Origin of the sequence: Anaeromyxobacter diazotrophicus, assembly GCF_013340205.1 — a bacterium.
Classification (GTDB): Bacteria; Myxococcota; Myxococcia; order Myxococcales; family Anaeromyxobacteraceae; genus Anaeromyxobacter_A; species Anaeromyxobacter_A diazotrophicus.
The window spans coordinates 110,127-124,731 of sequence record NZ_BJTG01000004.1; the positions used below are offsets into that span (position 1 = coordinate 110,127).

At 71.5% G+C, this 14,605-nt stretch carries 9 protein-coding genes; all 9 read right to left on the reverse strand.

Annotation, left to right across the window (positions count from 1 at the left end; translation table 11 throughout):
* On the reverse strand, nt 1-1,956 hold the full coding sequence (locus HWY08_RS09115) for a cytochrome c3 family protein (protein WP_235969542.1): 1,956 nt from the start codon (nt 1,954-1,956) through the stop codon (nt 1-3).
* 29 nt (nt 1,957-1,985) lie between these two features.
* Nucleotides 1,986-3,695, reverse strand: coding sequence for a peptidyl-prolyl cis-trans isomerase (locus tag HWY08_RS09120; RefSeq protein WP_176064566.1), 1,710 nt, complete (start codon nt 3,693-3,695; stop codon nt 1,986-1,988).
* 276 nt (nt 3,696-3,971) lie between these two features.
* The gene (locus tag HWY08_RS09125; protein WP_176064567.1) at nt 3,972-5,189 is read right to left on the reverse strand and encodes a hypothetical protein; all 1,218 of its coding nucleotides are present in this window, start codon (nt 5,187-5,189) and stop codon (nt 3,972-3,974) included.
* Entirely contained in the window at nt 5,161-5,733 is a 573-nt protein-coding gene (locus HWY08_RS09130; protein ID WP_176064568.1) for a GNA1162 family protein, read from the reverse strand. The genes HWY08_RS09125 and HWY08_RS09130 overlap by 29 nt, the downstream gene beginning before the upstream one ends.
* A gap of 21 nt (nt 5,734-5,754) precedes the next feature.
* On the reverse strand, nt 5,755-7,992 hold the full coding sequence (locus HWY08_RS09135) for a hypothetical protein (RefSeq protein ID WP_176064569.1): 2,238 nt from the start codon (nt 7,990-7,992) through the stop codon (nt 5,755-5,757).
* Between the two features lie 3 nt (nt 7,993-7,995).
* On the reverse strand, nt 7,996-9,399 hold the full coding sequence (locus HWY08_RS09140; protein WP_176064570.1) for a YncE family protein: 1,404 nt from the start codon (nt 9,397-9,399) through the stop codon (nt 7,996-7,998).
* Nucleotides 9,400-9,549: 150 nt separating this feature from the next.
* A complete protein-coding gene (locus HWY08_RS09145; RefSeq protein ID WP_176064571.1) occupies nt 9,550-10,896 on the reverse strand; it encodes a cytochrome c3 family protein in 1,347 nt (448 codons plus the stop codon).
* 85 nt (nt 10,897-10,981) lie between these two features.
* Nucleotides 10,982-11,926 (reverse strand): NHL repeat-containing protein, encoded by a 945-nt coding sequence (locus HWY08_RS09150; protein ID WP_176064572.1) that lies wholly within the window; start codon nt 11,924-11,926, stop codon nt 10,982-10,984.
* A 465-nt stretch (nt 11,927-12,391) separates the two neighbouring features.
* Complete coding sequence (locus HWY08_RS09155) at nt 12,392-14,404, reverse strand: CxxxxCH/CxxCH domain c-type cytochrome (RefSeq protein ID WP_176064573.1); 2,013 nt, start codon at nt 14,402-14,404, stop codon at nt 12,392-12,394.
* Nucleotides 14,405-14,605 lie beyond the last annotated feature (201 nt).

Below are 14,605 nucleotides of genomic sequence, written 5' to 3' on the forward strand. Positions count from 1 at the left end.
CTACTTCGGGTTCGCCAGGTGGCAGGCGTCGCACTGGCGCGCCGCGAAGGGAGCGTGGACCATCGCCTTGAAGAACTTGGGATCCTTCGACGCGTGCGGATCGTGGCAGCTGACGCAGCGGACGCGCTGCGGGTCGATGGAGAGGTGGGCCGCCGCGAACTCCTTCGCCTTGAAGTCGTGGCACTGGCTGCAGAGCTCGGCCACCGGCTGGGTGGTGAGCCACGGCTCGGTCGAGCTGTGCGGCTTGTGGCAGGTGAGGCAGTCGTCCACCGGCTGGTGCGGCTTCTCGGCGGCGAGCTTCTCCTTCATCTGCTTGTGGCAGGAGAGGCAGAGGTCGGGGCTCCCCGCCAGGAGGAGCGACTTCAGGGCCGACTTGTGCGGGCTGTGGCACTTGCTGCAGTCGCCCGCGTCGAAGGCGGCGTGCAGGCTCTTCGCGCCGGCCGCCTCCTGGCCCTGCTTCGCGTGGCACTTGAGGCAGACTGCCTTCTGGTCGGTGACCAGCATGCCGGTGGCGTTGGTGCCGTGCGCGTCGTGGCACCCCAGGCAGTCGCCCTTGGCGAACGGCGGGTGGTTCGAGCCGCTGCCGGGGTCCTTCATCAGCTCGCCGTGGCACTGCTGGCAGAGCTGGGCGCCGGTGGCGCGGAGCAGCTTGGGGTTGTCGGAGCCGTGGCCCGAGTGGCAGCTGTCGCACAGGCCGTCGAGCACCGGCTTGTGAGTGTGGGTCTTGATGAAGCGCGTCTCGGCGTCCTGGTGGCAGCCGTAGCAGACGCGGTCGACGCGCGCCTTGGCCATGGCGCTGAAGTTCGAGCCGTGCGGGTCGTGGCAGGCGATGCAGGCGCCCTTGGCGAACGGCTGGTGCACCGTCTTCCGCTTCTGCTGCACCGTCTTCGCGTGGCAGGAGGCGCACAGCGCGGTGGCCTCGGTGTCGAGCAGGGACTTCGCCTTGCTGGCGTGGGGCTTGTGGCAGGAGGCGCAGCCCCCGGTGGCGAGCGGCTTGTGCTTCACCGCCACCGGCTCGGCCATCTTCTTGTGGCAGCGCAGGCAGAGCTGGTCGCCCGCGGCGCGGACCAGCTTGGCGGAGTCTGAGGCGTGCGGGTCGTGGCAGGAGAGGCACTCGCCCTTCTTGAAGGGGGCGTGCAGGACCGTCCCGCCGTTGGCGAGGGCGGCGTCGTCGTGGCAGCTCGCGCAGAGCTTGCCGCCCTGCTCGGTCACCGCGAACGGCTTGGGCGAGGTCGCGGGCTGGTGGCAGGCATCGCAGGAGCCGCTCGACACGGGGTTGTGGAGCGACGCGCGGAGGAGCTTCGGCTCGGAGGAGGAGTGCGGCGCGTGGCAGGTGGTGCAGGACTTCGTCGCCACCGGGTAGTCGCCGTGCGCCTTCTTGAAGTTGCCCTTGCCGGCGTCGTGGCACTTCACGCAGAGCTGGTTCGGCGCCGCGACGAGGAGGGCCTTCTGGGCGGAGGCGTGGGCCAGGTGGCACGCCTTGCAGCCCTCCTTCGCCAGCACCGGGTGGACGACCTTCTGCTCGAAGGGCGCCCGCTTGTGGCACTCGTAGCAGGCCTCGTTGCCGGCCGCGCGCAGCATGTGCGGCTGGTTGGAGCCGTGGGCGTCGTGACACTTGGTGCAGTTGCCGTTGCGGAGCACGGGGTGGACGTTCGGCTTGTCCATCCCGATGGTCTGCTTCGCGTGGCAGGCGTAGCAGAGCTGGTTACCCGGCTGCTTCAGCGCCAGCTTGGGGACGATGCCGTGGCGGAGGTGGCAGTCCTCGCAGCGCTTCTGCTTCACCGCGCCGTGGACGAACTTGGCCGAGCCGTACTTCTCGTTGAACTTCTTGTGGCACTCGGTGCAGTCCTTGCCCTTCATGGCGCGCTGCGCCGCCGCCGCGCCCGGGGCGGCGGCGAGCAGCGCCGCCGCGGCCAGGCCGAGCAGGGTGGTCCACCGTCGCATGGTCCAGGTCACGGGCGTGTCCTCGGTAGGCGTGGAGGGCGTCAGGAGCCGATCTTGGTCAGGTACACCTTCACCGGGTGCGCCTTGCGCAGCTTGCCGGCGTAGTCCTTCAGTGCGGCCTCGACGTGCTCGGCGAACAGCTTCTTCGCGATCTGCCCCTTCACCTCGGCGAAGGGCTGCGCGCCGGTGGCGATGGCGTCGGAGACGTGGACCACGTGGTACTGCGCGCTCTTCGCGGCGTACAGGCGGTAGTCGCCCTTCTTCGTCCCCGCGAGCTGCTGCGCCAGGTCGGCCGGGATGGTGGTGGCCGCCACCGTCGAGCCATCGAGCGAGGGGTTGGCGAGCTCGTCCGGCACCTGCCGCTCGGCGTTGGCCTTGAACCACTTGTAGTCGGTGCCCGAGCGGAGCTTGGTGAGCGCGGCCTGGGCGTCCTTCACGTCGCGGAAGGCGACGCTCTCGAGCTTGTACATGGCGGGGTAGCTGAACTCCGCCTTGTGCTGCTCGTAATACTTCTGCTCCTCCTCGTCGGTGACCTTGATCGAGGGGGCGATGGTCTTCTCGAGGAAGGTGCCGAAGGTGGTGGAGCGCTCGTACTCCGCCAGCTCCTGCCGGTAGGCCGCGCTCTTGTCGAGCCCTTGCCGCCGCGCCTCGAGCACCACGATCCGCGGCGAGACGAGGCCGTCGAGAGTGCTCGCCTTCTGCGCGTTGACCCGCTTCTCGCGGATGGCGCCCTCGAGCCCGTGGTAGAACTGCCCCTCGAGCCCCTTGGCGAGGTCGGCCACGGTGATGGGCTTCTCGCCCTTGAGCTGCACCAGCGGGCGCTCGTCCTTCTTCATCGCGGCGAAGCCGGGCTTGGCGGCCTCGAAGTCGAGCTTCGCGAGCAGCTTCTCGTCCACCTTGGCGTACTTCTTCACCAGGCCCTTGTAGAAGCGCGCCAGCGCGAGCTGCTGGTTGCCGGTGAGGGACCGCTTCTCGGCCTCCTGGCGCGCCTTCGGGTTCTCGGGGTAGCGGAACGCCTCGACCTTGAGGACCGCGAACCCCTCGCCGACCTTGACCGGCGCGCTCACCGCGCCCACGTCGAGCGGCTGCACCGCCTCCAGCACCTGGGGGAGCATCTCCTTGCGAGGCAGGAAGACGGCCGGCTCGCCGCCCTTGGCCTTCTTGTCCGCGACCGCCTTCTTCGCGAGCTCGTCGAAGCTCTTGCCGGCCGCGACCGCCGCGCTCATCGCCTGGGCGTCGGCCTCGGCGGGGAACAGCACCGACTTCACCTTCCACTCCTTCACGGTCTCGCGGTAGGCGCGCTCGACCGCCATCTGGTCGGGCCGCACGGGCGCGAGGACCTTCGCCTTCACCATCTCGCGGAGCGCCTGCTCGCGGTGCTCGGCCACCGCCTTCTTGAGCTCGGGGAGCTCCGGGATGCCCATCGCGCGCGCCTCGATGACGAGGAGCCGCGCGTCGATCATCCGGTCGAGGAGGGGCGCGAAGTCCTTCTTGCCGGCGCTCTTGGCGTCGCCCATGGCGCCGTGGGCGCCGGCGAGCACCTTCGACAGCTCGCCCAGCGTGATGGCCTCGTTCTCCACCTCGGCCACCGGCAGCGTGGCGGAGGCGGGCGCGAAGAGGGGCACCTTCGTGCTCTTCCCGTCCCGCGTGAAGTAGGCGTTCACCCCGGACGAGGAGGCCTTGGCCTCCGCCAGCGCGGCGGCCGGCGAGACGAGGAGGAGGAGCGTGGCGAGCAGCCGGCGGTTGTTCACGTGACTTGCCCCTTCTGGACGGACGGTTCGGTACGGCCGTGGCGAAGCGCCGCGGCGAAGCTCGACAGGGTCCGGTTGTGTGCCCGGCCGTGCTGCAACCCACGTGCCCCGCCGGGGTGACCGCAGCACGCGCAGGTGTAGAGGATCTCAGCAGGTTTTCCCCTGCGACGGCGGGCGCAGCGCAGGACTTGCGCGGTCGCCCCCTCGGGCCGGTGCGAATTGCGCTGCGGCAAGGCGGCCGAAGGGAGGGCGAGCAAGCGGGCGATCTCCGGGGCGTCAGCGGGCATGATCGGGCTTCCGCTGCGGATCGGCCGCGCCCGCTGGCCGGCGCGGCGCGCTCACCATCTGCTCGACCGCGGAGCGCGCCATCCGGCAGGCGAGCCGGGGCACCGTGCCCACCTTGCCGGCGTCGAAGAAGAAGACCCCGTCGTCCCCCTGGTTGTAGGACGTCGATTGCCAGAGGACGCGCCCCGCCCGGTCGTCGAGCACGGAGACCGTGAAGTTGGCGGTCGGCGCGCCGCTGCCGCCGGCGTCCGTGTAGTCGAAGACGTCGCCGGCCACGAGCAGGTCCACGCCGAGCGCGCCGTGCAGCGTCCGCAGCTGGTCGAGCGAGACGCCGCCCTCCATCACGATCCGCTGCCGGAGAAGCACGTCCCGCACCACCCCCGGCTCGACGAGGGTGAGCCCCGGCATCGAGGCGAGCTGCCGCGCGAACGTCAGCGCCACCGCCTCGCCGGCGAAGCGGCGGCGCGAGAGGTTGCGGAATGGGACCACCGCCACCGTGAGCCGCTCCTCGTCCTGCGCGAAAATCCCCGTCCGCGACCGGACCTTGGGGCGGAAGCGCCGGCCGTCGGGGCAGGGCGGGGCGCTCGGCCCCTTCCCCTGGAGCGCGTCGGCGAGCGACTGGCCGAGCCGCGCGAGCACGCGGTCCCGCAGCGTGCGCACCTCGCGCACGATCCCGAGCCCGAGCAGGCCGGGCGACTCATCGCCCGCCTGGGCGACGCCGTCGATCCAGCGCACGGTCGCCTCAGGCCCGGAGACGAGGCGCATGGTCATGCCGAACGAGGGCCGCGACTCGTCGTAGAAGTCGAGCGAGGAGACGACGACCCCGTCCACGTCGAGGTCGCGCGCCGCGGCGGCCGAGGTGGCGGCGTCGATTCCGCCCGTGTAGCGGATGCGGTGTCGCGCGAGGAAGCGCTCGAGGAGGTCGCCGCCGATGACGTCGAGCCCCCGTCGCGCCAGGGCCAGCTCGACGGCGCCGCGGAGCTCGCGCGCGCCGATCGCGGCGCCCGAGAGGTTCTCGACCGGGAACACCGCCACCCGCGCCAGCGCGCCGGGCTCGCGCGGCGGGACCGGCAGCGGGGCCTCCTCGGCCGGCTCGGCCGGCTCGGCCGGCGCCTGCGCCGCCGCGGGCGGGGGCAGCGCCCACGCCGCGGCGGCGAGCAGCGCCAGGAGGGCGCGGCGGCTACTTGAGGAGCTTGTCGATGAGGTCATTGACCGCGGCCTCGGTCACGTCGTTGATGGGCTCTCCGCCGCCGCCCAGCAGCCGGTCCCGGAAGCGGATCCCGCCCTTGGTGGTGGAGCCGGCGAAGACCACCTTGCCGGTGGCGGTCTCCTGCATCTGGATGCTCAGCGAGATGACGTTGGCGCTCGCGGTGCCCGAGCGCACGTCGCCGTACTCCTTCACCACGCCGGTGATGACGGCGTCGGCCTTGAGCGTCTGGCCGAGCTTCACCACCTCGTCCACGCTCGGGGCCGTCGGAGAGGCGACGCCCACCTTGCCGAGCCCCCGGATCACCTCGCCCTGGGGGAGCACGTACACGGCGCCGGTGGAGAGCAGGGCGTTGGCGAAGACGTCGCGCACCCGGTCGCCGGCGAGGTTGTCGCGGCTCAGGTTCGTGAAGGGGACGACGGCCACCGTCTTCACGGAGCCGAAGTCCATGTTCGCGTCCTGATAGCGGTGCGAGGTGTGAGACGCGCACGCCGCCAGGATCACGAGCAGCGCGGCGGCGCGCGATGGGTTGAGGGACGGGTGCATGTGGCTCCTCGGCATGCGCGGTCAGCGGAGCGCCAGCACCAGCCCCGCGAACAGCGAGCGGGAGCTGGTGTCGAGCGCCGGAGAGTGGGTGTCGTTGAGGCTGTAGGAGACGTCCACGAAGGTGCCCTGGCGGATGTTCCAGCGCAGCGACGGCCCGTACTGGCGGGTCTTGAGGTCGGCGGCGGTGTCGAGCGTCTCCGAGTATCCGAATCGGAGCAAGAGGGTGCCGCCGGGGAAGGGCGAGAAGCTGCCGTTGAAGTTGGCGAGCGTGGTGGTGCCGCGGGTCCCGATGACGCGGGCGACGCCGCCGGAGAGCGCCAGCGCGGGCACCGGCGTGAACGAGGCGGTGCCCTCCAGGCGGCGCGAGCGATCGGTCGTCTCGGGGCGGCCGGCCCCGGCCGAGGCGCTGGAGGAGCTGACGGCGGCGCTGCCGGTGAGCGCGAGGAGGCGGTTCGGGGTGAGGGTCGTGTTCGCGCCGAGGACCGCGTTCGTGATCGTCTGGCCGTTCTCGTTCCGGCCCGCGTTGTAGCTGGCGTTGGCGGAGAGGCTCACCCCCTGGTACAGGTCGGCCCGGACGCCGGCGGTGGCGCCGTTGCCGAACGAGGTGCCGGCCGCGTTCTGCCCGAGCTGGGCGTTGTAGGTGGCGCTGGCGCCGAGGGTCGGGAGCGGGTCGGCGGCCAGCGTGGCGCTGAAGCGGTTCGAGGACACGTGCCCGCGCGTCTCGTCCGAGTCGGCGCGGTCCAGGCGAGCGCTCAGGCCGACGATGGGCGAGAGCCGCTTCGTGAGCGAGAGGCCGTTCATGAGGCTCCACGTGTACTGCGCCGGGCCGAGGCGGTGGGTGATGAAGAGCGAGGTGTCGTAGGCGAGGTTCGGGACGCTCAGGATCTGGTAGCGCGCCGAGGCGGTCAGCACGCCGCTCACGTCGGTGTGGCTGGCGCGCGCCTGCTCGGCGGGGACGATCTGCAGGAACTGGAGCTCGGTGACGAGGATGTTCGCGTAGCGCTGGTCCGCGGTGACCGAGGGCAGGATGCCCTTGGCGACGACCTTGAGGTAGCGCGCCTGGGTCTGCTGGATGGTGATCTCGAACCGGTTGAAGAGCGAGCTGAACTGCACCGGCGCCCCGCCGCCGGCGGGGATCGCCTTGTCCACCCGCGCCCAGGTGACGTTGTCGTCGCTCCGGTAGACGTCGAAGGAGACGGCGTTCGCGACCGCGTCCGGGAGCTGCCGGTCCACCCAGAGGTAGAGGGTGTTGACGGTGGAGAGCGAGGTCCCGAACTGCGCGCCGAGATCGCGGAGCTTGACGTCGCCGGCGAGGACCGGGGCGAACCCGAGGTCGATCCCGGCGCTGCCGGCCAGGTCGCCGTCGACGAGGCGCTGGTTCGGCGCCAGGGTGTCGCGCTCCGGGGTGGCCGGGAAGTCCTCGATGAGGGAGAGGCCGGCGCTCGGCACCTGCGGCACCGCCACCGTGCCGCCGTTCCCTACCGCCAGCACGTCCGTGGTGCGCGCCGCCAGGCTGTAGGACACATAGGTCTGGAGCCGGTTGTCGAGGAGGTGGTCGGAGCGGGTGATCCGCCCGGCGTTCACGACGTCGCGCGACTCGCTGCGCTTCACCCGGTCGGTGTTGTCGGTGTAGCGGAAGCTGTAGCGGAGGTCGGTGTCGCGGTCGGGCGGGTAGATCGCGCCGAGGAACACCTCGTCGGTGGCGTTGTCGAGGGCGCGGCGGGAGCCGTCGTAGCTCAGGTTGCGCGAGAGGCGGAGCTGCAGGGAGGGCAGGTCGGCCGGGTTCCAGCCGGCGTAGGCGGTGTAGCTCTCGCGGAACCGGGTCGGGGCGCTCACTGCCTCCCCCGCGGTCGTCACCCTGGAGCTCTCCTCGGTGCGATCGTAGCTGAGGCCGCCGCCCAGCACCGGCGTGCCGAGGGTGAGCCGGCCGTAGCCCGTCCAGCGCTTCAGGTCCTGGTCGGTGCGGACGCCGTCGAGCGAGGTCTTCCCGAGCGTCCACTCGTAGAGCCCGCCGCCCGAGAAGCTCACGAGCGGGAAGAGCTGCTTGTCGAGCGCCAGCCGGTAGCGCTGCAGCCACTGGCTGATGCGGCTCTCGGTGACGTTGCCGGCCGCGTCGGTGGTGCGGGTCACCGAGTTGACGTAGCTCGGCTCGGCCACCGCGGAGAGGCTGTCGCCGCGCGCGGCGGCGGCCCACGCGGCGAGCACCAGGGCGCAGAGCGCCCGGGCCGCGATCGCGCTGGCATCGCTCCGCGCCGGCATCGCTCAGCGGAGCTCCCCCTCGATCGCGGTGGCGTAGGGCGACTCGCCGACGTCCACCAGGCCCGTCAGGTGCCGGCTGGTGAGGTCGATGAAGGCGACGGCGCGGAGGTCGGGGAGGACGGCCAGGAGGGTGTTCTCCACCTCGTCCACCGCCAGCGTCGAGGCGGCGCCGGGCAGCTCGAAGCTGTCGATGGGGACGATGGAGAGCGGGTCGAACACCTCGAGGGTGCGACCGACCGCGACGTAGACGCGGTCGGTGCGGACGTCCACCTCGACCGCGCTCGCCCCCAGCCCGACGTAGAGGCGGCTCGCCACCGTGAGGTCGGGCAGCGTGAGCACCGTCAGGTAGGAGGAGCCGCCGTGGACGACGTAGAGCCGCCCGCCCGTCCGGTCCACCTGGCCGCGCAGCGGCTCGGCGTCCACCGGCACCGTCGCCGCGACCTGCCGGCTTGGCAGGTCCACCACCGTGACGGTGTTGGAGCGCCGGTTGAAGACGTAGGCGCGGCGGCCCGAGCGGTCGAGCCGGAGCGAGTAGGGCTCCTCGCCGGTCGGCGCGCGGGCGAGCTCGCTGGCGGTGGACAGGTCGAGGAAGCTCACTGAGTAGGAGCCCTGGTTGAGGACCACCAGCGCCTGCCCGTCCGGCGTGAGCGCCAGCTCCCGCGGCCGATCGCCGCCGCGCAGCGGGAGGCGCTGCAGATCGGCGCCGGTGGCGAGGTCCAGGACCTCCACCTGGTCCTCGCCAGGGAGCGCGACGTACGCGCGGTGGGCGCGGCGGTCGAGCACGACGCCCTCCGGGGCGCGCCCGACCGGCGTCACCGCCAGCGCCCGGTGCCGGTGCCGGTCGAAGGCGGTGAGGCTGGCGAGGGCGGTGCTGGAGCAGTAGCCGATGAGCTGCTCGACGGGCGTCCGCGCCTGCTCGGCCGTGAAAGCGGGCGAGAAGGCGAAGCTCCGGTCCACGGAGCGCGCGTACTGCAGCGTGAGCGCGACCAGCGTGGCCCGCCCGCGCTCCACCTGGAACGCCACCGGGACGCGGTCGGGCTCCGGCGGTACGAGCAGGTCGGAGCGACCCTCGGGCGAGCCGAGGGTGGCGCGCTTCACCGTGAGGAGGAGCGAGGTGTAGTCCCCGGGCGGTAGCCGTCCCCAGGCGAGCAGCCGCTGCCGGCTGGTCCCGAGGCCACCCAGGTTAGGGAGAAGCAGCTCGAGCGGAGCGGCGGGCCCGTCGGCGCGCGCCACCTGCGCGGCGGACACGGTGAAGGCGAGGTGCTCAGCCTCGGCCGGGAAGGGCTCGAGGTAGACGTACACCTCCCCTTCGTCCCCGAGGGGAGGGAGGGTGCGCTGCGAGCGCGCCGGTGCCGCACAGGCGAAGGCGCACATGGCCAGCGCGAGCCAGGTCGTGGCGCTCCTCATCGGGCCTCCCAGGAAGAGGGCCATCGTAACCCGGCCGAGCGACCGGGCGATCGCGAAATCGGCTGCGGCGGCATCGCGCCACGGTCGGGAATAAAAAAAGGGAGGCCGCTTTCGCGGCCCCCCTCTCACGTCAGCAGCAGCGGAGGACGGCTAGTCCTTCGCGTGGCACTTGTTGCAGAGACCGCGGGCGTACGGCCCGAACGCGGTCGCCGCGCGGCCGTAGTACGCGACCTGCAGGGCGGTCTGGTCGAGGCCCATGTTGATCTTGCCGTCGGCCGTGCTCGGGTCGTAGATGGCGTTGCCCGAGGCGTCCGCGATCGTCATGAACTCGTTGTAGATGCTGTAACGGGTCATGCTCTCGAAGGCCGACGCGTGCGCGCGGTGGCAGGAGAGGCAGATGACGTTCGGGGCGTTGGTGGTGTCCGCGCCGAACTTCGGCGAGGCGACGGCCGCCGCGAGGGCGGTGTAGTCGTTCGTGCCGAGCTCGAAGGGCACCAGGGTGGTGTACGCGGTGGCCTGCGCGCCCGTCATGATGCCCGAGGTGACGTAGCTGTTGTAGTTCGTCACGATGAACGACGGGAGCTTGGCGAGGTTACCGGCCGGGTGAACCAGGCCGGGCATGCCGGAGGTGTAGCCGTTCTCGAGCATCCCACCGTGGCAGTTGGCGCACCACTCGGCCATGCCCTGGCCGTAAGCGACGCGGACCAGCGCGGAGCCGTCCGTGCCCTCGGAGGCGTTGTAGTTGCCGGCGACGACGGCGGCGGGCGGGTCGTTCGCGAAGGCGAAGCTGCCCGTGCCGGAGAAGGACTTCGGCTGGTAGTTCTTGCCGGCGAGGAGGCGATACACGCCGACCGCACCCTTGCCAGCGACCGGGGCGGCGCTGGTGTTGTACGAGCCGGAGTTGAAGATCGGGAGGCCAGTGGTGGCGATCGCGCCGGTCGCGTCACGGCGGTAACGGCCGTGCGGGTCGTGGCAGGAGGAGCAGGCCAGGTTCTCGCGGGGGAACGTGCCGCCCGGCGCGACGGTCTGGATCGCGTCCTTGTTGTAGCCGTAGTCGGCCGCGACGATGTTGTGGCCGTGGCGGTCGCCCTCGATCGAGGTCAGCGCGCCGCGCACCTTGAAGTTCAGGGTCTTCTTCACCCAGCCGAAGTCACCGCCCGGGGTCTGGGTCTGGGGGACCTGCGCCGAGGTGAGGAGCGTGCCCGGCACGGAGTCGCCGACCATCAGGCTGTCCGGGGTGGCGATGTGGTAGCTGCTCGGGCGGTCCAGCGGACCCTCGTGGCAGTTGAGGCAGGCCGACGACTGGTCGCTGGCCTTGAGGAGGTAGATCCCCGACTGGAGGATCGTCCCGCCCTTCGGGGTCATCTTCGCGCCCTCGAAGGAGTTGTGCATCGTGTGGCAGCCTTCGCACTCGCCGACGCCGCCGGAGTGGAAGGCGTACGCGTTGCCGAAGGCAAGCGCGAACACCGCCGCGAACGTGATCTTGAGAAGCTTCATTGACTCTCCCCTTCTGTTGGACTGCTGACCTGCTGCGTTTGAGCTGCGACTGCGACTGCTCTCCCCCACAACAGTGAATGAACTCTCAGTTCAAAAGCTGCGCGGCGTCCTCGATCTGGAAGACGCTGACGCCGCGCCGCGCGTACTGCGAGACGAAGACGCGGCCATGGCCCGCCTCGATGTCGACCGGCGCGAGCAGGTTCTCCGGGTTCGGGCCGCGGTAGCCGAACTCGCGCTGGAAGCGGAGCTCCTTGTCGAACACCAGCACCGCCGACTTGAGGAGGTCGGTGACGTAGATGCGGCCCTGCTCGTCGGCGGCGATCCCGGCGACGATGTTGAACTTGCCCGGCGCGCCGCCGCGCTGGCCGAAGGGGCGGAGCTTGCCGTCGAGCGAGAGGACGAAGGCCCTGAAGAGCGGCTGGATGGTGAAGAGGACGTTGCCCTCGCGATCGACGTTGAACCCCTTGAACCCGAGGTCCTGCCGCTGCTGCTCGTTCTTCACCTCGAGCATCGGGCCGACGTCGAGGAGCTGCTGAAACCGGCCCTCGAGATCGGTGACGACGACCTTCATCGCGCCGAAGTCGCACAGGTACAGGTGACCCTGGGCCTGACGGAGCCCGCCCGGCCGAAAGTTCGTGAGCGACGGAGGCAACCCGGTGACCGCGACCTTGTGCAGCACCTCGCCGCGGAAGTTGCAGCGGACGAGCGTGAGCTGCTGGTCGGCGGTGAGGGCCATGAGCTCGCCGTCGTCGAGCGCGGCGATGGAGAGGACGCTGCCGAGCTCGCGGTCCTCGCCGAAGGCGAAGACCTCCATGCCGCTCTGGTTGAAGACGCGGACCCCGCCGCCGCCGAGGACGAACAGCTCGTCGTCGCGGGCGTCGTAAGAGAGTCGGGCGCCCTGGAACGGGATGAAGCCGTTCAGGGTGGAGAGGCTGTAGAGATAGCGGGCGCGGATCGCCTGCGCGTCGGCGGCCTGCGGCAGGGCCGCGAGGGCAGCGAGGACGGCGGCGATGGCGACGCGCTGCTTCATGTCTCTCCTGTGGGCGGGCGGCCAGGCCCCACCTCTCCCTGCGACCAGCCCCACTTCGGTGCAGGAGCCCTAAGCATCGAAAGTGCCAGCGCGGCAAAGGCGCCAACCGCTGTAAAAGCAGATGGTTGGCTGCGGCAGGGCGATGGGGGAATTGGCGGCGAGTGGGCGCTATCACCCAAGGCGCTGGTCAGGTCGCCCCGGTCCCAGGCGCTCGCTCCATGGGCGCTGCGGCGGAAGGTCGCAGGCCTTACCGCGCAGTGAGCGACGGTCCGTCACTCCCGGTGCGTGCGAGGCGCATCGGTTGCGCGGACGGCGCTCCGCACGGGGGACGAGCGCCTGCTTTGGGCCATCGTCCGGGGGAGAAACCAGCCGGACGCGACCGCTGGGGCTTTTCACCCGCTCGCGAAACGCGAACGGCCGCCCACCCTGTCCGGGCGAGCGGCCGTGAGCGAGGTCTTCAGCGCGTCAGTGACAGCCGAAGCAGCTCGAGCCCCAACGCGGCGCCACGTCCACCGCCCCGTTGACGTGCAGCGCCGGGTTCGAGATGCCGGTGCCCACGCCGGCGGTGGTGCCCGTCGCGTCCGGGTGGCACACCTGGCACTGGTTGCCGCCGCCGTGATTGCCGCTGTGCCAGTAGCCGGTGCGCGGCGGGTTGCCGTGGCAGGAGCCGCAGGTCATCGGTCCGTCCGTCCAGGCGGGCGTGGCGTTCTTGCCGGCGTAGGAGACCGTCACGTAGACGGGCTGGTCGAGCGACCAGTCCCACGAGGTGTACGTGTACGTGCCCTTGAAGCCGCCGTGGCAGTACGTGCTGGCGCAGGTGGCGCCGTTCGGCCGTGAGTAGGCCGGCGGCGCGAACCCCTTCGTCGCCACGCCGCCGAAGGTGACGGTGGCGTAGGGGCCGTCGATGTGGCCCGGCGAGAACATGTCGGTGGGCGTCACGTGGCACACCGCGCAGTCGAACGGCGTGGCCAGCGTCGAGCCCACGTGCTTCGTGTGGGCGCCCACGCGGATGAGGTCGTTCCCCTGGCCCCAGATCGTCCGCGGGGGAGCGCCGGTCGCGTTCGCGTCGCCGCCGTGGCACCCGATGCAGGTGGCGAAGTTCGAGGCCCGGCTGCCGTTGTGGCAGTCGGCGCAGGCGACGCCGCTCACGCCGCCGTCGAGGAGCGCGCCGTGGCAGGTCTTGCAGCTCGAGAGGCCGCGAACGGCCGTGAAGGCGTGGAAGTCGGGGCTCGTCGGGTCGATCCACGAGGGGTCGTGTCCGCTCGCCTCGATGGCGCCGTCGAGGTGGAGGCCGCCGTTCGACGGCGGGATCATGGTGCCGTCGGGGTTCATCGTCTTGTCGTGGCAGATCGAGCAGACGGTGAGGCTGCTCCCGCTCTTCGGGTGCGGCGCCGGGGGCGGGATGCCGTGGCAGGTGCCGCAGGCGGCCTGCTGCTGGCCGACCTTGGTCCAGTCGGGCGCGTTGGCGGTGTTCCCGTTCCGCATGTTGCCGTGGCAGTAGGTGCCGGAGCAGGTCGGGGCGGCGCGGTTCCAGGCGGCGGGCGGCGTGTCGCCGACGGCGGTGCCGCCGAACGTGACGGTGGCGGTCGGGCCGTCGATGTGGCCGGCGGCGAAGGCGTCGGCGGGCTTCACGTGGCAGACGACGCAGCCGAAGCCGGGGGAGATGGCGGTCGGGGCGAGGTGCGCGCTGTGCGCGCCGACGCGAACCGGATCGCTCGCCTGGCCCCAAGTCGCCCTGGGCGGAGCGCCGGTCTGGTTGTCCGTCCCGCCGTGGCACATGACGCAGTTCTGCGACCAGGTGGTCACGCCGGCCGGCAGCGCCTGGTCGTGGCACTGCCCGCACGCCACGCCCACCGAGCCGCCCTTCAGATCCTGGCCGTGGCAGGCCTGGCAGGTGGCGAGGCTCTTGTCCGCGGAGAAGGCGTGGAAGCCAGGGTCGGCCTGGTCCATCCAGGAGGTCGCGTGCGAGATGAACTTGACCGTTCCCTGGGTGTGCTTCGTGACGTCGTGGCAGATCTGGCAGTCGTCGCGGGTCGGGTTCGCGATCCCGAGGGCGGGGTGCGTGGCCGGGAGCGCCGTGAGCGTGTGGCAGTCGGTGCAGTTGAGCGTGCCCTGGTTCCACGCCACCGTGTGGGCGGGCGCGCCGAGCGGGCTGTGGCAGCCGACGCCGCAGGTGGTCGGCGTGGTGCCGCTGCCGGGCGTGAGGGTGCCGGTGGCGGAGGTGCCGCCCGTGTACGTGTAGCCGTTGAAGGCGAGGACGCCGCCACAGGGATGACACACGGCGCAGGCGATGCCGGACGCGTCGTGCTTGGCGTGCGCGCCGGTGGGCGTGCACTGCGTCGCGGTCGCCGCCGGCCGCTTCGAGACGACACGCCGCTGCCACGTGGCGCCGTCGGCGCTCCCGCCACAGCCGGCGACGAGGAGCGAGAGCCCCGCCGCCGCGGCCAGCGTCGCCGACCACCTTGTCGTGCGCGTCATGCTTCCCCCCTGCTCGGACCTTCGCCGATCAGGCGAGGGCCAGTGTCGCCGCGTACCATGGTCCCAGGCGTCAAGACCTTGACGCGGATCCAGCGGTGTGAGGTCAGGTGGGGCGAGGCGAGTTGGCGCTGAGTCAAACCGCGGCGACGGGCCGCAGGCGCCCCTCGTGAGCTGAAGCGGCCGGCGCTCCCTCCCCGTGCC

Excerpts from the sequence above, each read along its gene's own strand:
- HWY08_RS09135 (WP_176064569.1), bottom strand. The coding sequence starts at position 7,992 with ATGCCGGCGCGGAGCGATGCCAGCGCGATCGCGGCCCGGGCGCTCTGC.
- HWY08_RS09130 (WP_176064568.1), bottom strand. The coding sequence starts at position 5,733 with ATGCACCCGTCCCTCAACCCATCGCGCGCCGCCGCGCTGCTCGTGATC.
- HWY08_RS09125 (WP_176064567.1), bottom strand. The coding sequence starts at position 5,189 with ATGACCTCATCGACAAGCTCCTCAAGTAGCCGCCGCGCCCTCCTGGCG.
- HWY08_RS09155 (WP_176064573.1), bottom strand. The coding sequence starts at position 14,404 with ATGACGCGCACGACAAGGTGGTCGGCGACGCTGGCCGCGGCGGCGGGG.
- HWY08_RS09150 (WP_176064572.1), bottom strand. The coding sequence starts at position 11,926 with ATGAAGCAGCGCGTCGCCATCGCCGCCGTCCTCGCTGCCCTCGCGGCC.
- HWY08_RS09140 (WP_176064570.1), bottom strand. The coding sequence starts at position 9,399 with ATGAGGAGCGCCACGACCTGGCTCGCGCTGGCCATGTGCGCCTTCGCC.
- HWY08_RS09145 (WP_176064571.1), bottom strand. The coding sequence starts at position 10,896 with ATGAAGCTTCTCAAGATCACGTTCGCGGCGGTGTTCGCGCTTGCCTTC.